This is a genomic window from Dactylosporangium sucinum (assembly GCF_014647515.1).
GTDB lineage: Bacteria > Actinomycetota > Actinomycetes > Mycobacteriales > Micromonosporaceae > Dactylosporangium > Dactylosporangium sucinum.
The window spans coordinates 1-20,131 of sequence record NZ_BMPI01000017.1; the positions used below are offsets into that span (position 1 = coordinate 1).

Here is a 20,131-nt window from a genome sequence, read left to right on the forward strand (position 1 = left end):
CTGACGGCCGCGGTTTTGTGGGGGGTTCCCACCCCACACCCCCCATGCGTCGCTTCGCGCCGCACAAGAGCTGTTTCAGTGCTTGGAGCCGGTGCCATGACACCGAGTACTTACGGGTTTGCTGGCGTAGCGTACACGACCTGCACTTTCGTCGGATATTTCGCAGCTAGCAGCCGTGCGGCCTCGATATTCGACGGTGCGAGCGGGTCACCGAACGCTACCGGCAACGGCTGTCCGGCCCGCACGGCGGGTCGGTTCGGATGCTCCACATCGACAACGAGCATGCTCGCCTCGGGGTCGTGGACGAAGAACCGCACGGTCACGGGGCTGTCCACGACCAGGCGCTCCAGGTCGGCGTACGTGCCGCCCTTGCCGCCGGGGTACAGCAGCCGTGACCAGCCGGGGACGTGCCGGTACTGCCGCTGCAGTGTCGATGCACCGAGCGTCGCCGACCAGTTACGCCACGGGTTCCCCATGAGGTCGACGTTGATCGCGTTTCCGCCGTCGGGGTACATCCGCGCCATCAGCAGGGCGTCGCGGGCCGCCTCCGGAGAGCCACGATCCTTCCCGAGGGCGAGTTTGACGCCCGGTGCGACCGGCGTCGCGTGCCATTTGCCGCCGGCGACGGCCATTGCCAGTACCACCGGGAAAGCCACCGCCGCCCGCAGCGGCAGGCCTCGCCGGGGCAGCACCCGCGCCAGGCCGCCCAGCCCGGCCAGGCCGACCACGATGAGCAGGTGGAGCAGCTTGTCGAAGTAGTAGACCGGCCGACCGATGGTGGCGATCTGATACAGGCCCAGCCCGGCCGCCATCGCGAGCGCGACGCCCACGGCGAACAGCGCGGCCCGCTGGCTCGGCGCCCGCCGGTTCGCGAGCAGCCCGAGCGTCGCCAGTACCGCCAGTGCCAGCGTCGCCGGCCGGTCCACGACCCGCGCGGTCCCGTTCAGCAGCAGCTGCTCGCCGGTCGACGCCGCGGCGGCGGTCAGCGGCCCGATCGCGGCGACGGCGAGTGTGACGATCGCCACTAGCCAGGCCCACCAGTGCCGCCACAGCCGCGCGCGCCACGCCCACCAGGCGGCCACGATCCCGGCGTACGGCAGGAAGAGCGGATAGCTGAACGACACCCCCACCAGCAGCAACGCCACCGTCACGAGCTGCTCGCCGCCGCGCGTGAGCGGGCGGGCGACCAGCCCGGTGAGCACCACGGCGCAGGCGAGCCCGGCCATCTCGTTCGGGTAGCCACGGGACAGCACGGTGACCGGGTCGCCGAGCACGAGCCAGGCGGCGATGACGAACAGCACCGGCAGCAGGCGGGCGGGGCTCGCGCCGGGCCCGGCGATGCGCCGCGCGGCCCACAGCACCGCGAGCGCCAGCAGCAGGAACGTCCCGACGAGCAGCCACACCAGCACGTCCACGGAGGTCGCCGGCGCGCCGTTGTGCCCGGACGAGCGCACGAACCGGTCGAGCACCGCGTACGCGAAGTGCAGGCCCTGCGGGTAGTTCGCGATGCCCTGCCACTCCTCGTCGGGCACGAAGGGCCGCAGCGCCTCCGGCCGGAGGAAGGGATATCCGCCGATGCGGCCGATCACGTCGTACAGCAGGAAGTGGCGGGTGATGTCCTCCCCGGCGAGCGGCAGGCCGAGCCGGCCGCCGAGGTCGCGGGCGACGTACGGGACGAGCGTGACGGCCGAGACGCCGGCGGCCGCGAGGGCGAGCAGCCGCTCGACGCGCGGCTTCGGCGGCTTGGTCAGCCGCTTCGTGGCCGCCGCGACGAGCACCAGGACGGTCAGCGCGACGCCGGCGACGAGCGTCGGGTGCAGGTGCCCCGGCCAGTACGTGATCGCCAGCCCGAACAGGCACGCGGCGCCGAAGAGCTGGGCGCAAGAAACGACGAACCGGTCGAACAGGCCCACGCAGCCGCGCTGCACGGCCATCGTCCCGGCCAGCACCACGAACGGCAGGAGCACGTCGAGGTGGACGGCGTGCGTGGCGAGCGGCAGCAGCCAGGCCAGGGCAATCCCGCCGGCGATCCACATGCCTCGCTGCCCGGTCGCCGCCGGGATCTCGCTGGTCCCCTTCGGGATCACCGTCACCACAGCACGCTCCGTATCGGTCAGGGCACCGCTCCGCCGGGACGTGACGATATCGCGTTGTCCGGGTACGGTGCATTTGGCTTCCGGGGGTCGGCAATGCTGACTCACCGTAATCAACTGTTCGGAGATGGCCCCCGTGGGACTTCGGGGACTGTCGGGGACTATCGGGGAGTGGAGGCGTTGGCGAAGGGCGGCGTGGCGCGGCGCACGGGCCGTGGCCGGCGGGACCCGTTGTGGGCTCGCATTCTCGTCGTGGTCGGCTCGCTGTTGATGATCAGCGCGGGCACCACGTTCGTCCTGAAGGACGTCGTGTTCGGGTATGCCACCCGGAGCGTCCACAAGGAAGATCTGCTCCCCGTCGAGGACGGCAAGCGCGCCTCGGTCAGCGGCGCCAAGAACCTCCTGCTGATCGGCATCGACCCCCGCCCGAACCAGAACCCCACCGACTCGATCCGCTCGGACTCGATTCTCATCCTGCACATCCCGGCCAGTCACGACATGGCGTTCCTCATCTCCATCCCGCGTGACACCTGGGTGTCGATCCCGAAGTACAACAACGGGAAGCAGGCCTTCAACGGCGGCAAGGACAAGATCAACGGTGCCTTCGCCGCCGGCGGCAACGGCCTGACCGGCAAGGACCAGCGCAAGCACGGCACGACGCTGCTCGCCTCGACGATCAAGCAGAACTGGGGCGTCACCTTCGACGCGGCCGCGATCATCGACTTCGTGGGCTTCCAGGAGGTCGTGAAGGTGCTGGGCGGCGTGGACATGTACGTCGACCAGCGCACGGTCTCGGTGCACAACGGCACGGACGCGCAGGGGAACCACAAGGTCCCGTTCGAGCAGCGCGACAACGGCCGCGGCGGCACGGACCTCATCGCGATCAAGGGCGTGACCCCGAAGGTCTACGAGGTCGGCTACCAGCACCTGGCCGCCTGGGAGGCGCTGGACTTCGTCCGCCAGCGCGAGACGCTGCCAAACTCGGACTACGACCGCCAGCGGCACCAGCAGCAGTTCATCAAGGCGCTGCTGAAGAAGATCGCCAGCAAAGAGGTCCTGGGCAACCCGAGCAAGCTCAACAGCGTCCTGAGCGTGGTCGGCAGCGCCATGACCATCGACACGGGCCCGATCGGCCTGGACGACTGGATCTTCGCGATGCGCGGCATCGACGGCGACCGCCTGCTGACCCTGAAGACGAACAACGGCGGCTTCCACGCCTCGACGGAGCACCCGGGCGCCGAGGCCCTGGACCAGACGACGCTGGACCTGCTGGCGGCGGTGCGCGACAAGAACGTCCCGGCGTTCGTGACGGCCAACCCAAGCATCGTCAGCTCCAGCTGACCCACCCCGGGCCGGGGTCGCCGCCGCGCCGGCCGTGCCGCAGCGGGGCTGTGTACCGACGGGCTGGCCGCCGTGCTGTGAGCTGGGCGCCGGCGGGCTGGGGTCGCCGCCGCGCCGGCCGCGCCGCAGCGGATGTTGTGCACTGATGGCTGGTCGCCGTGCTGTGGGCTGGGCACCGGCGGGCTGGCAGCCGCAGTGAGCGCTGGGCGTCGGCGCGTCGGCGGCGCCCGCGGGCACTTCACCCGGGGCGCCGGCGGTCCGCTGTTTCACAGACGTTGGTCGATCTACCCTCGTCTTGATCTTCCGGATCGAGGGTAGATCGACCAACGTCTGTGGGTGGGGGGCCGGGCGCGCGTCGACGTGGGGTCGGGCTCGCCAGGCGGCAGCCGGGTCGACCGGTGCCCGGCAGGTAGCCGCCCCTCGCCAGTCCGGTTCCGAAATGTCCGATCCGGGCGTCCGGCGTCCCAGGTGTGGCGCCGCCCCAGCCTCTCGCGGCGCAACCGAGTCGACCGGCCCCATGATCGATGGAGACTTCTGGCTGCCCGGACGACCAGAACTCTCCATCGATCACGAAACCCCGGGCTCGATCGCCACCTCTACAGAAGCGTCATGGACGCCGCAGGGCCGCGAAGGCGTTGGTCGTAGTGCGCCATTTCGCACAAGTCGGAATTGTGATTTGCGACGCATTCCGGCAGGGAGGCAGCGGGTGGGAAATGGACAGCGCACCGGCTCGCGGAAGGGTGCGCGAGCCGGTGCGCTGTCGTCGACTGCGGCAGTCGGGGAGCGGATGGGTCCGCGACCGGGGAGGCCGCGCGTCAGTCCGTGATGGCGGACAGTTCCGTGCGCAGGGTGCGCAGCGCGCCCGCCAGCAGGCGCGACACGTGCATCTGCGAGATGCCCAGCTCGGCCGCGATCTGCGACTGGGTCAGGTTGCCGTGGAAGCGCATCGCGATGATCTTCTGCTCGCGCTCCGGCAGCTTGGCCAGCAGCGGCCGCAGGGCCTCGCGGTTCTCGACGTTCTGCATGTCGGGGTCCTCGCCGCCCAGCAGGTCGCCGAGGCCGGCGGCGGACGAGTCGGCGTTGTCGCCCGCGGGGGCGTCCAGTGACAGTGCGCGGTACGCCTGGCCGCAGTCCAGGCCCTCGATGATCTCCTCCTCGGAGACGTTCAGGCGCGCGGCCAGGTCGGCGACCGTCGGTGAGCGGCCCAGGTCCTGGGCCAGGTCGCCGGAGACCTTGCTGATCTCCAGGCGCAGCTCCTGCAGCCGCCGCGGGACGCGGACGTCCCAGCCCTTGTCGCGGAAGTGGCGCTTGAGCTCGCCCACGATCATCGGGATCGCGTAGCTGGTGAAGGCGGCGCCCCGCGCGGGGTCGTAGCCGTCGACGGACTTGATGAGGCCCAGGTTCGCGACCTGGACCAGGTCGTCGAAGTGCTCGCCGCGGTTGCGGAAGCGGCGGGCGAGGTACTCGGCGAGCGGGATGTAGAGCTCGATGAACCGGGCCCGGACGCGGTCGCGGTCGGGGCCGGCGGGGAGGTCGGCCATCAAGGACAGCAGCGCCTTGGCCTGTGCGTCGGTCGCGCGGGTGTTGCCGGAGTGCTCCTGCTGGCCGGCCGGTCCGGCGGCGGCGAGTGCGCGGTCGATGGCGTGGTCGACGGAGATGGTCACTGGTCAGACCCTTCTGGTGCGGGTGACCGGGCGACGGTGACGGGCACGCAGGGCGAACGCCCGCGCGAAGGGGTTGGGTGACGTCACCGGCCAGCGAGGGAGCGCTGGCGCCGGTCGGAGTCGCTCTCGGCGCCCGTTTCTTGAGCGCCGGTGCAAGACCTGCGAGGTTCACCGGGGACGATCCGCCGCTGCTGGACGGGGTCCCACAGCCCGTGGCCGGTTGATTTGACCGTTCGGACGATGTGAACGGAGCCGACTGTACTAGATCCCGCCGACGAACGCGAGATGAGCGCTCCCATGAGGTTGAAGCAGGTCGCTATATCACTGACCGTTCAGTAGTTCAATACGCTGAGTGTTCACAACTATTGGTGGTGCATTTCAGTTTGTAGTCGATCAGGTCCGTATCCCGATACCGGGGCTGCGTTTTGGCAGCGCGCAAGCTACCGTCTCACCGTGGCGTGCGCCTGTTTCAACATTGACTCGTGAGGTGCGGGTCGGGGCGCCGTCGCTAAGGAGTTACACGTGGCATCAGGCACGGTGAAGTGGTTCAACTCGGAGAAGGGCTACGGCTTCATCTCGCAGGACAACGGCGGCCCCGACGTGTTCGCGCACTACTCGGCGATCCAGGCCACCGGCTACCGCGAGCTGACCGAGGGTCAGAAGGTCGAGTTCGAGATCACGCAGGGCCAGAAGGGGCCGCAGGCCGACAACATCCGCGCGGTCTGACACACCCCAAGTCGTAGGCCGAGACCCGCTTCACGGCCGAAGGATTCGCAAGCCCCCGCCCGACCGGGCGGGGGCTTCGCAGTTCCCACGAACGGTTCTCCCGGGCAGCCCCGGGGACCCCCCCCGGGCAGCCGCCCGGGCAGTTCCCACGAGCGGTTCCCGGAGCGATTCCCCGACGCGACACCCGACCAATCGCCAACCGTCGGCCACCAACCGCCAGCCACCAACCGCCACCAACCGTGCAAGTTTCAGGCCAGCGCCGCCCGGGGTGCGTTGAAGACCTCCGGCGTGCAGGACTCGGCGTAGGCGTGATGGATCATGCGCAGCGCCCAGTGCATCCGCGGGCTGGCCGTCTCGGGGTGGTCGCCGAACTCGGTCGCGACGCGCGCCACACAGCCCTGCACGCCAATCCCGCGCAGGGTCATGGTCACCGCCGCGCGCACGTCCGCGTCGGCCGGGGACTGGGACATCTGCAACGTGGAGGCGAAGAGCGCTTCGGCGCGTACCGCTTCGAACGTGGACTCCATCGTGCACCTCCTGCTGACAATCCCTGCTGTGGTCCAGCTAACTCCGATCCGGGTGCCGGGGTGATCATTGTTCGGTTGCCAACTGGTTGTCCGCGACACCGAACTCACCGAGCAGGCCCGTCATCCGGAGCAGCCGGTGCACGGCCGGGCTGGTACCGGTGATGCGTACCCCTCCCTTGACGTCTGCTTTCGCGGCGACGAGCACCTGGATACCCGTCGAGTCCAGGAACGGCACGCCGGACAGGTCGAGATCGACCCGTTCCGGCCGGTATCGCCGGATGGCGTCGCGGAGGACCGTGATCAGCTCGGGGGCGCTGGTCATGTCCAGGTCTCCGGTGGCGGTCACGGTCACCGTGCCGTCCGCGGCGGGGGTGGCCAAGGCGGCGAAGGCGGTCATAGCTTCTTCGTGACTTTCACGAGCAGGCCGTCGCTGTCCACGTCGACGGCGTCGGCGAGGGCGGCGACGATCCGGAGGGAATGCCCGGAGGTGGTCAGCGCGTTGATGACCTCAGAAGCCTGGTCCCCGGGATGCGTGACTTCAATCACACACTGGTCCTCGTCGACGGTCGCCCGCACCTGAAAGGCGGCCCCGACCCTGACGTGGGCGATCACGTTCGCCCAGGTCTCGCTGATGATCAGGCCGACGTCCTCGCGTGCCTGCGCGGCGACGCCGAGGCCGTCCAGGGCACCGTCCAGCACGTGCCGGAGCGTGTTCATCCGGTCGAGGTCCCGTGGCAGGTCGACGGTCAGGCGAAGGTCCACATCTTCACTGTTACCGCTGGGGCGCCGCCGGAAACGTCAGGCGTCAGCCCGCGTACGCGAACTCTTGGGAGGCGAGGTCCTCGTAGGCCGACCGGATCATCTCCAGCGCCCACGACATGCGGGCGGCGGCGGTCTCCGGGTGCTCGCCGAACTCGCCGGCGACACGGGCGGTGCAGCCGTTGACGCCGAGCCGGCGCAGGGTCTGGGTGACCGCGGTGCGGATCTGGAGCGGCGTCGGCTGCTGTGAGGCCTGCAGAACGGAGGCGAAGAGGGCCTCGGCCCGGACCGTGTCGAACGTCGTGTTCATGTCAACCCCCCGGTTGCTGTGCTCCATGACACCATCCAGAGAACCGGCGCCCCGGTGCCGGTCAGGCACCCTTTCGGGTGCCGGACGGTAGCGCGCCGGGCCGCGACACGCACCGCACGCTGGAGCGCCAGGGCTTGCTCAGGGCACCGGCACGCGTTACCGTCGAGCCAGTCCCGCGGATGTCGGCAATCTGGCCGCCCGGGGACGACCTTCGCCACCGCGTGTCACGCTCTCGCAGGAAGCCAGCCAAGTCAGCGGCCACCGCACACGCAGCGCCCATCGCGCACAGCCGGTCACGCGAACCCAACCAGGCACCACCGAACACCGGCCGCGAGTCCCTTAGGAGGACGCCCATGGCCCCAACCGAAGTGTTGGATCGCACCACCCCCAAACAAAGCGCACAGAACAAGACCCGTCGCACGCGCTCGCGCAACCGCGACCACAGCCGCCCGGCCAACCAGCCGCAGCCGCCGAGCTCGTCCGAGGCCCGCGACGTCGCCGGCATCGTCGACGTCCACCGCGACAAGATGATCCTCCGCGTCGAGAGCTACCTGCCCAGCCCCGAGGACGTCGCCATCCCGGCGGCCATGGTCCGCAAGTACGGCCTGCGGCACGGCGACGCCATCACCGGCAGCGCCAACGGCTCGACCCTCACCCGGCTCGACACCGTCCACGGCACCGACCCGGAGTGGGCCCGCAACCGGCCCGAGTTCAGCAAGCTCACCGCGCTGTTCCCGCAGGAGCGCCTGCGGCTGGAGACCGGCCCGCGGCAGCTGACCACCCGCCTCATCGACCTGGTCATGCCGATCGGCAAGGGTCAGCGCGCGCTCATCGTCTCGCCGCCCAAGGCGGGCAAGACGATGGTGCTCCAGGCGATCGCCAACGCCATCGCCACCAACAACCCCGAGTGTCACCTCATGGTCCTGCTCGTCGACGAGCGGCCCGAGGAGGTCACCGAGATGCAGCGGTCGGTGCAGGGTGAGGTCATCGCCTCGACCTTCGACCGGCCGGCCAACGAGCACACCGGCGTGGCGGAGCTCGCCATCGAGCGCGCCAAGCGCCTCGTCGAGCTGGGGCACGACGTGGTCCTGCTGCTCGACTCCATCACCCGGCTCGGCCGGGCCTACAACAACGCGGCGCCCGCCTCCGGCCGCATCCTGACCGGTGGCATCGACGCCAACGCGCTCTACCCGCCGAAGCGCCTGCTGGGCGCGGCCCGCAACATCGAGAACGGCGGCTCGCTGACGATCATCGCCTCCGCGCTGGTGGAGACCGGCTCGGCCGGTGACACGGTGATCTTCGAGGAGTTCAAGGGCACCGGCAACGCGGAGCTCAAGCTCGACCGGAAGCTCGCCGACAAGCGCGTCTTCCCGGCGATCGACGTCGACGGCTCCAGCACCCGGCGCGACGACGTCATCCTCCACCCGGACGAGCTGCTCGCCGTGCAGCGGCTGCGGAAGGCCCTCAACGGGCAGGCGTCGACCGAGCAGCTGCTCGACCGCCTCGTGCGGACGCAGTCGAACGCGGAGTTCCTGACCCTGCTGCTCCGCGGTCAGGCCTGACGGCCCCGGAGGCGGGCCTGCGGGGTGAGGCGGACGAGCGCCTCGTCCGTCGACAGCACCCCCAGCGCCGAGGCGAACGCCATGTCCCGGCCCCATGAGGCGATGTCCGCCGGGGCCAGGTCGGCCACGCCGTCGACCGCCTCGAGGTGCGCCCGGTAGGCGAGCCACTCGGCGGCGGCCAGCTGCCCCTCCGGCGTGTTCTGGTCGCTCCAGCCGAAGTCGACCACGAGGTACAGCGCGATGCTCAGGCCGATCGTGGCGATGGTCGCGCCGGTGAGCTGGTCGGCCAGGTTGGCGCCGAGGTCCCGGGCCACCCACCACCAGCTGAACCAGGTCAGCAGGACCGGGCCGACCGCGCCCAGCAGGAGCGCCTGGGTGGTCTTCCGGGAGAGCCGGCGGCGGGACAAACCGCGGTTGCGCGCCTCCTCGACGACCGCCCGGTAGAACGCGCCGCGCCAGCGCCGAGCCTCCGACCAGCTGCCGAACGCCAGGCTGCGCAGCGAGGTCTCGCCGTTGACCGACAGGTGGTGGACGCGATCGAGGATCTGCTGCTCGTAGGGCGTGAGGCTGCGGCCGTCGCCCTTGCGCAGCCGCACTGTCGTCTCGTCCGGGTCGTCACCCGGCTGGCGCAGCTCGAGGAAGCCGCGCGCGGCCAGGTCGAGCAGGGTGGCGTCGATCGCGTCCTCGTCGGCCCGCCAGCGGTTGATCATGAGGCTGACCACGGCCGGCGGCTCGTCGCCCGGCGGGTCGGTCCGGGCGGGCCCCGCCTCCGGCAGCCGGGCGCGGGACCGCCAGAGGCCGACCGCCGCGAAGGCGATCCAGATGGCCAGCGCGATCAGCGCGCTGTAGTCCAGCAACACGGACGGTCCCTTCCAGCGGGGCGGTTGGAAAGTTCGGCAACCACCCTACTGGCCCGGCGTCACCATCCGGCGACCACCACCTTGCCCGTCATGTGGCCCTCCTCCACGAGCTGGTGGGCCTCACGCAGGCGTACCGCGGAGATCGGGCCCACCTGCCGGGTCATCGTGGGCCGGACGGTCCCCGCGTCGACCAGCCCGGCGACCCGGTCGAGCAGCTCGTGCTGCACGCCCATGTCCGGCGTCTCGAACAGCGGCCGGGTGAACATGAGCTCCCAGTGGAAGGTGATGCTTTTCTCCTTCAGCGGGAGCAGGTCGAGCCCCGGCGGCTCGTCGATCGCGGTGATCTCGCCGCCCGGCCGGAGGATCCGGGCGAACGTCTCGATCTGCCCGGCGGTGTGCGGCGAGAAGACGAAGTCCACCCCTTCGGGGAGGTGGGCGTGGTCGACGACGTCGTGCGCGCCGAGCCCGAGCGCCCACTCGCGCGACTCGGGCCGCGACGCCGTCCCGACCACGGTCAGCCGGGTCAGCGCCCGGGCGAGCTGGACGACCATCGAGCCGACCCCGCCGGCGGCGCCGAGCACCAGCAGCGTGCCGGTGCTCTCCGGGCCCAGCCGGAAGCGGTCGAACAGCGACTCCCACGCCGTGATTGTGGTCAGCGGCAGGGAGGACGCCTCGGCGAACGTCAGCGAGCGCGGCTTGTGCCCGGCGATGCGCTCGTCGACCAGGTGCAGCCGCGAGTTGGTGCCGGGCCGGTCGATCGAGCCGGCGTAGTACACCTCGTCACCCACCCGGAACAGGCTGACCTCGGCGCCGACCGCGGCCACGGTCCCGGCCGCGTCGTAGCCGAGGACCTTCGGCTCGCGGCCCGGCTCGCTGCTCGCGCGCACCTTCACGTCGACCGGGTTCACCGAGACCGCCTCGACCCGCACCAGCAGGTCGCGCGGGCCGGGAACCGGGTCCGGCAGCTCGAGATCCTGCAGTACCGCCGGATCCCCGGCCTTCCGGTATGCCACCGCTCGCATGGTTCCGAAGGTACCGTCGGGGCCGTGGCCGTCCCGCTCCTTCCCGAGGTGACGCTGGACCTCGCCCACGAGGACGTCGGGCTGTTCGACGCGACCGGCGGCTACCGCAGCGACACCCCGCCGCCGTTCTGGTCCTTCGCCTGGCCGGGCGGGATCGCGCTGGCCCGGTTCGTGCTCGACCGCCCGGAGCTCGTCGCCGGGCGGACGGTGGTCGACCTGGGCGCCGGCTCCGGCCTGGTGGCGATCGCGGCGGCCAAGGCGGGCGCCGCGGCGGCGACGGCCGTGGACAGCGACCCGGCCGCGCTCGCGGCCGCCGTGCGCAACGCGGCGCTCAACGGCGTCCCGATCGCCACCGCGCCGGCGGTCGTGCCCGCGGACGTCCTGCTGGCGGGGGACGTGTTCTACAGCCCGACGGTGGTGGCAGGTGTACTGCCGGTGCTGCGCTCCGCGACCGGAACCGTCCTCGTCGGCGATCCCGGCCGCGGCTACCTCCCCGAACGGCTCTTCGAGCCGCTCGCCACCTACGACGTCCCCGTCCGCCCGGCCCTGGAGTCCACGGGCCGGATGCGGACGACGGTCTGGCGCCTGCGGGCTACTTCTTCTTGTTGAGGGCGTCCAGGCCCTTGTCGAGGCCGGCCCGGCGCAGGGCGTCGGCGAGGGCGCCGCCGCCCTGGAACGAGTCCCGGCTGCCGCCACGACCGTCGCGCGACTGGCCGCGCTGACCACCCTGGCCGCCCCGGCCGCCGCCACCCTGGCCACCCTGGCCACGCTGGCCGCCGCCGCCCTGGGCGCCGCCCCCGCGCTGGCCCCCGCGTTCGCCGCGCGGGGCCGACGGGTCGCGCTGCTGCGTGGCCTCGTCCTCCAGGCGCAGGGTCAGCGAGATGCGCTTGCGCGGGATGTCGACGTCGAGCACCTTCACCCGCACGATGTCGCCCGGCTTCACCACCTCGCGCGGGTCCTTCACGAACGTGCGGGACAGCGCCGACACGTGCACCAGGCCGTCCTGGTGGACGCCGATGTCGACGAACGCGCCGAACGCCGCCACGTTGGTGACCACGCCCTCCAGCAGCATGCCCGGCTTCAGGTCGGCGAGGGTCTCGACGCCGTCGGCGAACTCGGCCGTGCGGAACGCCGGGCGCGGGTCGCGGCCCGGCTTCTCCAGCTCCTTGAGGATGTCGGTGACGGTCGGCAGGCCGAACTGGTCGTCGACGAAGTCGGCCGGCTTGACCTTCGACAGCACCCGGGAGTTGCCGATCAGGGACTTCACGTCGCCCTCGGTCGTGGCCAGGATGCGGCGGACCACCGGGTACGACTCCGGGTGCACCGAGGACGCGTCGAGCGGGTCGTCGCCGTCGGGGATGCGCAGGAAGCCCGCGCACTGCTCGAAGGCCTTCGGGCCGAGGCGGGCCACGCTCTTGAGCGCGCTGCGGTTGCGGAACGGGCCGTTGGCGTCACGGTGGGCCACGATCGCGTCGGCCAGGCTGCCGCCGATGCCCGACACGCGGGTCAGCAGCGGCGCCGAGGCGGTGTTCACGTCGACGCCGACGCCGTTGACGCAGTCCTCGACCACCGCGTCGAGCGAGCGGCTCAGCTTCGTCTCCGAGAGATCGTGCTGATACTGCCCGACGCCGATCGACTTCGGGTCGATCTTCACCAGCTCGGCCAGCGGGTCCTGCAGGCGCCGGGCGATCGACACCGCGCCGCGCAGCGAGACGTCGAGGCCGGGCAGCTCCTGTGAGGCGAAGGCGGAGGCGGAGTACACCGACGCGCCGGCCTCCGACACCATCACCTTGGTCACCTTGAGCTGCGGGAACTCCTTGACCAGGTCGGCGGCGAGCTTGTCGGTCTCGCGGGAGGCGGTGCCGTTGCCGATCGCGATCAGCTCGACGTCGTGCTTCTGGCACAGCGCGGCCAGGACCGCGACCGACTCCTTCCAGCGGTTCTGCGGCACGTGCGGGTAGATCGTGTGGGTGTCGACCACCTTGCCGGTGGCGTCGACGACGGCGACCTTGACGCCCGTGCGGAAGCCCGGGTCGAGCCCCATCGTGGCGCGGGTGCCGGCCGGCGCGGCCAGCAGCAGGTCGCGCAGGTTGGCCGCGAAGACCCGGACGGCCTCCTCCTCGGCCGCCTGCCACAGCCGCATCCGCAGGTCGATGCCGAGGTGGACGAGGACGCGCGTGCGCCAGGCCCAGCGGACGGTGTCGTTGAGCCACTTGTCGGCCGGCCGGCCCTCGTCGCGGATGCCGAACCGGGACGCGATCGCCGGCTCGTACAGCGAGACGTCGTCGTCGGAGGCCAGCGGCTCCATGACGAGGTCGAGCATCTCCTCCTTCTCGCCGCGGAACATGGCGAGGATGCGGTGGGAGGGCAGCTTGGTGTACGGCTCGCTGAAGTCGAAGTAGTCGGCGAACTTGGCGCCGTCGCTCTCCTTGCCGGCGCGGACCCGCGAGACCAGCCGGCCCTGCGCCCACATCCTCTCGCGCAGCTCGCCGATCAGGTCGGCGTCCTCCGACATCCGCTCGACCAGGATCGCCCGCGCGCCGTCGAGCGCGGCGGCGGCGTCGTTGACGCCCTTCTCCGGGTCGACGAAGACCGCGGCGGCGGCCTGCGGGTCGACGCTCGGGTCGGCGAGCAGCCCGTCGGCGAGCGGCTCCAGGCCGGCCTCGCGGGCGATCATCGCCTTGGTCCGCCGCTTCGGCTTGTACGGCAGGTAGATGTCCTCCAGGCGGGCCTTCGAGTCGGCCGCCATGATCTGCGCCTCGAGCGCCTCGTCGAGCTTGCCCTGGCTGCGGATCGACTCGAGGATCGCGGCCCGCCGCTCCTCCATCTCGCGCAGGTAGCGCAGCCGCTCCTCCAGCGTGCGGAGCTGGGCGTCGTCGAGCATCTCGGTCGCCTCTTTGCGGTACCGCGCGATGAACGGCACGGTCGCCCCGCCATCGAGCAGCTCGACCGCGGCCGTCACCTGCCGCTCCCTGACGCCGAGCTCTTCCGCGATGCGCTGATGAATGGAGGTCGTCACGATCCTGCATTCTGCCCCACCAGCCGCGCTGTGCCTCACCAGCCACATGCCAAAACTTCGCCGCGTGACTGAGCGCGGCGACTGTATGGGACGGGCGCCTGAGAGTGACAGCAAGCGGGACACCGATCCGAGCCGAATTCACCTATGCTCTCGCGTCGTGATCGACTTCGACCCCGCGGCGCCCTTCCCGGAGCTGCGGCAACTGGTCGCCGCGGTGCGGCGGAGCGACTGGCCGGCCGTGGCGGCATTCTTCGCCGGCGTGACCGATCCGGACGATCATGAGTACGCCGTACGGCTGGTCGCGGACGTCCCCGGCAGCGACGCGTTCCTGCAGGCCGCCGCCCAGCGTGAGCCCGGCACGCTGGCCCAGGTGCTCCACGCCGCCCGGCTGATCAGCGTGGGCTGGGACATCCGCAGCGGCGCCCGGGCCAACCGGGTCAGCGCCGAGCAGTTCGCCGGCTTCCACGACCACCTGCGCCGGGCCGAGCGGATCCTGATCGACGTCACCGCACTGGAGCCCGGCAACTCCTCGGCGTGGGTCCAGCGACTGAAGATCAACCGCGGCCTGCAGCTCGGCCAAGCGGAGGTCCGGCGCCGCTACGACCGGCTCAGCCGGCACGTGCCGCACCTCTACATCGGCCAGGCCCAGGTCGTGCAGCAGTTCTGCCAGAAGTGGGGCGGCACGGACGAGAAGCTGCACGCGTTCGCGTTGGAGTGCCTGCGGGGCGCCCCCGGGGGCTCGCTCGCGCCGATCAGCCTGCTCGAGGCGCACCTCGAGATCGGCATGGACTGGCAGAACGAGGCCAACACGGTCGCCTATCTGCGCCGTCCCGAGGTGCGGACGGAGATCGACGAGGCGCGGGCCCGCTCGGTCGGCCACCCGGACTTCCGCGCCAGCGGCTACCGGGCGATCACCGCCCACAACAACTTCGCCCTGCTCTACGCCAAGATGGGCGACCTCGCCGCGGCCCGGCCGCACTTCGAGTTCATCGGCAACCACGGCGGCGGCTTCTTCTGGGGCTACTTCGGCGACGAGAAGATCGTCTTCTCGGCACTGCGATCGAGGGCGTTGAAGGCATGAGCATGCGGCAGCAGGAGGTCGACGGCGTCCCGGCGCTGCTCGCCCCGTACAACGGACCGATGATCGCCGGCCTGACGTTCCGCGTCGGCCAGGTCGACGAGACCCTGCCGTACCGCGGCATCACCCACCTGCTGGAGCACCTCGCCCTGCACGGCCGCGGCCTCACCGACTACCACTACAACGGCTCCACCGGCCCGATCGCCACCACCTTCACGCTGCAGGGCGGCGAGGACGACATCGTCGCCTTCCTCGGCGGCGTCTGCGCGGCGCTGCTCGACCCGCCGATCGACCGCCTGGAGGCGGAGCGCTCGATCCTGCGCGCCGAGGCGGCCGGCCGCAGCGGCGGGGTCAACGAGGCGCTGCCCCTGTGGCGCTACGGCTCCCGCGACTACGGCCTGCTCACGTACCGCGAGATGGGCCTGCCCCGGATCACCGGCGACGACGTGCGGCAATGGGCGGAGACCTGGTTCACGCGGCAGAACGCCGTGCTGTGGATCGCCGGCGACCGCATCCCCGAGGGCCTGCGCCTGCCGCTGCGCGACGGCGTGCGCCGCCCGGTGCCGGCTCCGTCCTCGGCGCTGCCGGTCACGCCGGCGTACTTCCAGGGTGACGAGGGCACGGTCGTCTTCGACGGCGTCATGCGCCGCAGCGTCACGGGCAGCGTCCTGGCCGGCGTCCTGGAGCGCGAGCTCTTCCGCGGCCTGCGCCAGGAGGACGGCAACTCGTACACCGCCAGCGCCTCCTACGACCCGCGCGGCGACGGCTTCGCGGTCGTGACGGCCTTCGCCGACGTGGTGCCCGGCAAGGCCGACGCCGTGCTCGGCGGGTTCGTCGACGTGCTGGCCAAGCTCAAGGTCGGCCGGATCGACCAGGCCGACGTCGACGCCGTCCGGGCCAAGGCCGAGGACTCGTTCGCCGACCCGGCCGTCGAGGTCGGCATGCTGCCGGGCCGGGCGATCAACCTGCTCACCGGCCAGCCGCTGCTGGGCGTCGAGGAGCTGCGGGCCGAGCTGCACGCGGTGACCGCCGCCGACGTGCACGCCGCGTTCCTGGAGGTGCACGGCAGCGGCCTGCTGCAGGTGCCCGACGGCCACGGCGCGGACTGGGCCGGCTACACGGCGGCGCCGACCTCGTCGCCGACGGCGGTCACCGGCGAGCGGTTCGGCAACCTGATCGTCAGCGCGGAGGGCGTCAGCGCCAAGTTCGGCGACGGCGCGGCGACGGTGCTGTTCAAGGAGTGCGCGATCGCCGTCGCGTTCCCGGACGGCGGCCGCCAGCTGATCGGCCACGACGGCATCACGATCCGCATCGAGCCCACGGTTCATCCGGTACCGCCGGAAGCCCTGCGGCGGATCGACGCGGCCGTCGCCGAGGTCACCGTCTGGCAGCCCGCCCGCGACCCGGCGAGCATCCCGAAGCCGCAGCAGCCGGACGCCAAGCGGGCGGCGGGCGACCGGCAGCCGCCGGGCACCGGCCGGCTCGTCGGCGGCATCCTCGCGCTGGTCGCGGCCACCATCGCGCTGTGCTGCGGCGGCAGCTGGACCTGGGTGGTCGCCGACAACAGCGACCCCGAGCTCGACGTCCCGTTCGACGCCGGCTCGGGCATCCTCATCGCGGTGTGCTTCGCCGCGGCGATCGGGCTGGGCCTCTTCGGCGTCTCGCTGTTGCGGGGCCGTCGCCAAAAGTAGTTTTCCGGAACCTGTTATTGACCCTGCGTGTCCGCGTCTCCTGAATAGGTTCGACAGGAGGACGCGGATGAGCACGGCCACGGTGATCGCGGCGCGCGCCGGCGACCAGCGGGCACTCGATGCCCTGGTCGGTGAGTACCTGCCGTTGATCTACAACATCGTCGGGCGGGCGCTGCAGGGGCACGCCGACGTCGACGACGTGGTCCAGGAGACGATGCTGCGCATCGTCGACGGCCTGCCGCGGCTGCGCGAGCCGGAGAGCTTCCGCTCCTGGGCGGTCGCGATCGCCATGTCCCAGGTGCGCGACCGCCACCGCCGCCAGGTCCAGGCGCCGCTGGTCGGCGACTGGGCCGACCCCACCGACACCGCCGACCCGGGCGCCGACTTCGCCGACCTGGCGATCACCCGGCTGCGCCTGTCCGGCCAGCGGCAGGAGGTCGCCGAGGCGACCCGCTGGCTCGACCACGACGACCGCGAGCTGCTGTCGCTGTGGTGGCTGGAGGCGGCCGGCCAGCTCGACCGCGACGAGGTCGTCGAGGCGCTGCACATCACCCGGCAGCACGCCGCGGTGCGGATCCAGCGGATGAAGGCCCAGCTCGACGCGGCCCGGGCGGTGGTGCGGGCGCTGGCCGTGCGGCCGCGCTGCCCGGAGCTGCACGCGATCGTCACCCGCTGGGACGGCCGGCCGAGCGTGCTGTGGCGCAAGCGGCTGGCCCGGCACACCCGCGAGTGCCAGCGCTGCGACCAGGCCTGGACCGACATGGTCGCCGCCGAGCGCCTGCTCGCCGGGGTCGCGCTGGTGCCGGTGCCGTTCGTGTTCAGCGCGATGGCGACCAAGACGGGCGCGCTGTCGGTGGGCGCCGGCGCGGCCGGGGTGAAGGCCGGCGGGATCAAGGCGGTGATCGCCGGTTGGTTCGCCGCGCTGAAGCCGGCCATGGTCGGCGTGGCCGCCACGGTCGCGATCGCCGGCGCGGCCGGCGCCGTCTACCTCACGACGCAGGGCGAGGAGCAGCCCGAGCAGCAGGTCGCGGCCGCCGCTTCGGAGACCCCCTCCGCGGAGCCGCCGTCCTCGGCCGCACCCCCGCCGTCCAGCGCGCCGCCGTCGTCCTCGCCGCCGGCATCGAAGAGCGTGGTGGCCGCACCGCCCGCGGTGAAGACGGCGAAGAAGGGCGTGAGCACCTACAACTTCTCGGGCAACGGCCAGGCCCTGCGCGACGTCAAGGCGTCCTGGTACTACAACTGGTCGGCCGACCCGAGCGTCTCGGCGATCTCCGGCGTCGAGTACGTCCCGATGATCTGGGGCGGCGCCTCGGTCACCACCGCCAACCTGAACAAGGCCAAGGCCGGCGGGAAGGTGCTGCTCGGCTTCAACGAGCCCGACCTCAAGGAACAGGCCAACATGTCGGTGCAGCAGGCGCTCGACCTGTGGCCGCAGCTGCAGGCGACCGGCCTGCGGCTGGGCAGCCCGGCCCCCGCCTACGGCGCCGACACGCCCGGCGGCTGGTTCGACCAGTTCATGAGCGGCATCCAGGCCCGCGGCTACAAGGTCGATTTCATCGCACTGCACTGGTACGGCGGCGACTTCTCCACCGCCGCCACCAACCAGCTCAAGAACTACATCCAGAACGTCTACAACCGCTACAAGCTGCCGATCTGGCTCACCGAGTACGCGCTGATGCGCTTCGACAACGGGACGGTCTATCCGACGACGGACCAGCAGGTGACGTTCGTGAAGAACTCGACGGCCATGCTGCAGGGCCTCTCCTACGTCGAGCGCTATGCCTGGTTCTCGCTGCCCAGCAGCAAGTCCGGCGACACCGGCCTCTACAGCAGCGGCACGACCCCGACCTCGGTCGGTGCCGCATACCGAGCAGCAGGAGGATGACGATGGACCCACGTTCGACCGGTGCCGCCACGCTGCTGGCCGCGCTCAACGCCAGCTGTGAGGACTTCCAGCGGTACGGCCAGCAGATCGCCGCCACCCACGGGCCGATCCACTGGGAGCTCATCGGCCGCATCGGCCCCGGCGAGGCGCCCTTCGCGCTCGTCGGTGTCGTCCTGCGCTACGACCGCACCACCGTCGACCTGGGCGTCGACCTGTGGGTCCGCGAGGGTGCGTTCGAGATCAGCGGCTACGGCACGATCGACGGCCGCCGGCTCCTCGTCGACCTGCCGGACGTGCTCACCGACGACCTCGACGAGGCGATCCGCGTCCTGCGCGAGTACACCGCCCGCCTGTGCGCCTACCGCAACGTGCTGGACGAGGTGGCCTGAAGCTCCGGGGTGACCCGGCCGCGCAGGTGCACGACCAGCGCCACGCAGCCGACCGCCACCGTCCCCGCGCCGCACAGCACGAACGTCGCCGCCGGCCCGGCCGTGTGCACCAGCGGCGCGCCGAGCAGCGTGCCCACCGGCGTGGCCAGCACCAGCACCGCGCCGCGGGCGGCCAGCACCGGCGAGATCCGCTCGGCCGGCACCGCGCGCTGGAAGAGGGTCGTGCTCGTCGCCGGGAACGGCGCCCAGGCCAGGCCGGCCAGGGCCAGCGTGAGCAGGTCCACCCACAGCGGCAGGCCCAGGCCGAGCGGCACCACGAGCAGGCCGAAGCACAGGACCGCGCCGATGGTCACCGGCCACAGCGGGAGCCGCCGCAGGTGGCCGACGGCGACCGCACCGATGACCGCGCCGACGCCGAACGCCGAGTACAACAGGCCGACCTCGGCCGCGGAGCCGGCGAACAGCGGTACCGCCACCGGAATCGGCCCGAAGAGCAGGAAGAACCCGGCCGAGAGCGCGGTCAGGCCGAGCAGCTGCCGGTCGTGCCGGATCACCGCCAGCCCCGCGGCGCGCCCGGCGCCCGGCCCGGCCCGCGGCATCGGCCGGACCAGCCGGAACGACAGCGCCAGCACCGCGAACGTTGCCGCGTCGACGGCCAGCACCGCCGGCGCGCCGAGCACCGCGATGAGCAGCCCGGCGAGCGCTGGACCGGCCACTGTGGACGCTTCGGCGATGGCTGTGAGCAGCGCGTTCGCCGCCAGGTGGAGTTCCTTAGGGAGCAGTTGGGCCACCAGGGTGTACCGCCCCGCCGTGCCCCAGGCGGTGAGCAGCGCCGACAGGGCGAGCAGCCCGATGTACCGCCCGATCGTCAGCGCATCGAGGGCCGACAGCAGCCCGATCGCGCCCAGGAACACCGCCCGCAGGGTCGCGTCGAGCCCGGCCAGGTGCGCGCCGCTGCGCCCGCGCAGGGCCGGGGCCAGCACGACCGCGCCGACCGCGCCGGGCAGCGCGTAGGCGGCCACCGCGAGCCCGACCCACAGCCCCCGGGCCGGCGGTGGCGCCAGCTCCAGCGCGAGCCAGCCCACCGCCACGGCGCTCATCCCGTCGCCGACCGCCGAGAGCACCAGCGCCGGCAGCACACGGCCGAAGACGGGGTGCCGAACCACCGGCCGATAGGGAGACATCAATTGATTCTCCCCTATGTG

Annotated in this window: 17 protein-coding genes and 1 pseudogene; 8 read left to right on the forward strand and 10 right to left on the reverse strand. The window is 71.8% G+C overall.

The window, feature by feature from the left end; genetic code table 11:
* Positions 1 to 110: 110 nt before the first annotated feature.
* Complete coding sequence (locus tag IEZ31_RS18865) at positions 111 to 2,096, reverse strand: hypothetical protein (protein WP_190251211.1); 1,986 nt, start codon at positions 2,094 to 2,096, stop codon at positions 111 to 113.
* Positions 2,097 to 2,264: 168 nt separating this feature from the next.
* On the opposite strand from IEZ31_RS18865, the gene IEZ31_RS18870 reads away from it, so the two are divergent.
* Positions 2,265 to 3,434 carry an LCP family protein gene (locus IEZ31_RS18870; RefSeq protein WP_190251212.1) on the forward strand — a complete coding sequence of 390 codons (1,170 nt, stop codon included), beginning with the start codon at positions 2,265 to 2,267 and terminating at the stop codon, positions 3,432 to 3,434.
* Positions 3,435 to 4,249: 815 nt separating this feature from the next.
* On the opposite strand, the gene IEZ31_RS18875 is transcribed toward IEZ31_RS18870, so the two are convergent.
* The gene (locus IEZ31_RS18875) at positions 4,250 to 5,098 is read right to left on the reverse strand and encodes an RNA polymerase sigma factor SigF (RefSeq protein ID WP_308429408.1); all 849 of its coding nucleotides are present in this window, start codon (positions 5,096 to 5,098) and stop codon (positions 4,250 to 4,252) included.
* Positions 5,099 to 5,620: 522 nt separating this feature from the next.
* Between IEZ31_RS18875 and IEZ31_RS18880 the strand changes: the two genes are divergently transcribed.
* Positions 5,621 to 5,824, forward strand: coding sequence for a cold-shock protein (locus tag IEZ31_RS18880; RefSeq protein ID WP_190251213.1), 204 nt, complete (start codon positions 5,621 to 5,623; stop codon positions 5,822 to 5,824).
* Positions 5,825 to 6,072: 248 nt separating this feature from the next.
* Here IEZ31_RS18880 and IEZ31_RS18885 read toward each other — a convergent pair whose 3' ends face one another.
* From IEZ31_RS18885 to IEZ31_RS18900, 4 genes are all read right to left on the reverse strand, one after another.
* Positions 6,073 to 6,351 (reverse strand): hypothetical protein, encoded by a 279-nt coding sequence (locus IEZ31_RS18885; RefSeq protein ID WP_190251214.1) that lies wholly within the window; start codon positions 6,349 to 6,351, stop codon positions 6,073 to 6,075.
* Positions 6,352 to 6,415: 64 nt separating this feature from the next.
* Complete coding sequence (locus IEZ31_RS18890) at positions 6,416 to 6,748, reverse strand: STAS domain-containing protein (protein WP_190251215.1); 333 nt, start codon at positions 6,746 to 6,748, stop codon at positions 6,416 to 6,418.
* A complete protein-coding gene (locus tag IEZ31_RS18895) occupies positions 6,745 to 7,113 on the reverse strand; it encodes an ATP-binding protein (protein WP_268241674.1) in 369 nt (122 codons plus the stop codon). The genes IEZ31_RS18890 and IEZ31_RS18895 overlap by 4 nt, the downstream gene beginning before the upstream one ends.
* A gap of 43 nt (positions 7,114 to 7,156) precedes the next feature.
* On the reverse strand, positions 7,157 to 7,420 hold the full coding sequence (locus IEZ31_RS18900; RefSeq protein ID WP_190251217.1) for a hypothetical protein: 264 nt from the start codon (positions 7,418 to 7,420) through the stop codon (positions 7,157 to 7,159).
* Between the two features lie 374 nt (positions 7,421 to 7,794).
* On the opposite strand from IEZ31_RS18900, the pseudogene rho reads away from it, so the two are divergent.
* Positions 7,795 to 8,982, forward strand: a pseudogene (rho, locus tag IEZ31_RS18905) (transcription termination factor Rho); the annotation flags it as partial.
* On the opposite strand, the gene IEZ31_RS18910 reads toward rho, so the two are convergent.
* Together IEZ31_RS18910 and IEZ31_RS18915 are read right to left on the reverse strand one after the other, a co-directional pair.
* The gene (locus IEZ31_RS18910) at positions 8,973 to 9,842 is read right to left on the reverse strand and encodes a DUF2207 family protein (protein ID WP_190251219.1); all 870 of its coding nucleotides are present in this window, start codon (positions 9,840 to 9,842) and stop codon (positions 8,973 to 8,975) included. The pseudogene rho and the gene IEZ31_RS18910 overlap by 10 nt on opposite strands.
* A 59-nt stretch (positions 9,843 to 9,901) precedes the next feature.
* On the reverse strand, positions 9,902 to 10,864 hold the full coding sequence (locus tag IEZ31_RS18915) for a zinc-binding alcohol dehydrogenase family protein (protein ID WP_190251220.1): 963 nt from the start codon (positions 10,862 to 10,864) through the stop codon (positions 9,902 to 9,904).
* Between the two features lie 24 nt (positions 10,865 to 10,888).
* On the opposite strand from IEZ31_RS18915, the gene IEZ31_RS18920 reads away from it, so the two are divergent.
* Positions 10,889 to 11,473 (forward strand): class I SAM-dependent methyltransferase, encoded by a 585-nt coding sequence (locus tag IEZ31_RS18920; protein WP_190251221.1) that lies wholly within the window; start codon positions 10,889 to 10,891, stop codon positions 11,471 to 11,473.
* Here the strand turns inward: IEZ31_RS18920 and IEZ31_RS18925 are convergent.
* Complete coding sequence (locus tag IEZ31_RS18925; protein WP_229835463.1) at positions 11,457 to 13,883, reverse strand: Tex family protein; 2,427 nt, start codon at positions 13,881 to 13,883, stop codon at positions 11,457 to 11,459. The two genes, IEZ31_RS18920 and IEZ31_RS18925, sit on opposite strands and share 17 nt — an antisense overlap.
* Before the next feature lie 157 nt (positions 13,884 to 14,040).
* On the opposite strand from IEZ31_RS18925, the gene IEZ31_RS18930 reads away from it, so the two are divergent.
* The 4 genes from IEZ31_RS18930 to IEZ31_RS18945 all read left to right on the forward strand — a co-directional run bounded on the left by IEZ31_RS18930 (position 14,041) and on the right by IEZ31_RS18945 (position 18,926).
* Positions 14,041 to 14,964 (forward strand): hypothetical protein, encoded by a 924-nt coding sequence (locus tag IEZ31_RS18930; RefSeq protein WP_190251223.1) that lies wholly within the window; start codon positions 14,041 to 14,043, stop codon positions 14,962 to 14,964.
* Positions 14,961 to 16,652 carry a M16 family metallopeptidase gene (locus IEZ31_RS18935; RefSeq protein WP_229835465.1) on the forward strand — a complete coding sequence of 564 codons (1,692 nt, stop codon included), beginning with the start codon at positions 14,961 to 14,963 and terminating at the stop codon, positions 16,650 to 16,652. Before IEZ31_RS18930 ends, IEZ31_RS18935 begins: the two co-directional genes overlap by 4 nt.
* Before the next feature lie 67 nt (positions 16,653 to 16,719).
* The gene (locus tag IEZ31_RS18940) at positions 16,720 to 18,537 is read left to right on the forward strand and encodes a sigma-70 family RNA polymerase sigma factor (protein WP_190251224.1); all 1,818 of its coding nucleotides are present in this window, start codon (positions 16,720 to 16,722) and stop codon (positions 18,535 to 18,537) included.
* A gap of 2 nt (positions 18,538 to 18,539) precedes the next feature.
* On the forward strand, positions 18,540 to 18,926 hold the full coding sequence (locus IEZ31_RS18945; RefSeq protein WP_190251225.1) for a hypothetical protein: 387 nt from the start codon (positions 18,540 to 18,542) through the stop codon (positions 18,924 to 18,926).
* Here the strand turns inward: IEZ31_RS18945 and IEZ31_RS18950 are convergent.
* On the reverse strand, positions 18,896 to 20,110 hold the full coding sequence (locus tag IEZ31_RS18950) for an MFS transporter (RefSeq protein WP_190251226.1): 1,215 nt from the start codon (positions 20,108 to 20,110) through the stop codon (positions 18,896 to 18,898). The two genes, IEZ31_RS18945 and IEZ31_RS18950, sit on opposite strands and share 31 nt — an antisense overlap.
* Between the last annotated feature and the right edge of the window lie 21 nt (positions 20,111 to 20,131).

Excerpts from the sequence above, each read along its gene's own strand:
- IEZ31_RS18900 (WP_190251217.1), bottom strand. The coding sequence starts at position 7,420 with ATGAACACGACGTTCGACACGGTCCGGGCCGAGGCCCTCTTCGCCTCC.
- IEZ31_RS18940 (WP_190251224.1), top strand. The coding sequence starts at position 16,720 with ATGAGCACGGCCACGGTGATCGCGGCGCGCGCCGGCGACCAGCGGGCA.
- IEZ31_RS18915 (WP_190251220.1), bottom strand. The coding sequence starts at position 10,864 with ATGCGAGCGGTGGCATACCGGAAGGCCGGGGATCCGGCGGTACTGCAG.
- IEZ31_RS18945 (WP_190251225.1), top strand. The coding sequence starts at position 18,540 with ATGGACCCACGTTCGACCGGTGCCGCCACGCTGCTGGCCGCGCTCAAC.
- IEZ31_RS18950 (WP_190251226.1), bottom strand. The coding sequence starts at position 20,110 with ATGTCTCCCTATCGGCCGGTGGTTCGGCACCCCGTCTTCGGCCGTGTG.
- IEZ31_RS18890 (WP_190251215.1), bottom strand. The coding sequence starts at position 6,748 with ATGACCGCCTTCGCCGCCTTGGCCACCCCCGCCGCGGACGGCACGGTG.
- IEZ31_RS18885 (WP_190251214.1), bottom strand. The coding sequence starts at position 6,351 with ATGGAGTCCACGTTCGAAGCGGTACGCGCCGAAGCGCTCTTCGCCTCC.
- IEZ31_RS18935 (WP_229835465.1), top strand. The coding sequence starts at position 14,961 with ATGAGCATGCGGCAGCAGGAGGTCGACGGCGTCCCGGCGCTGCTCGCC.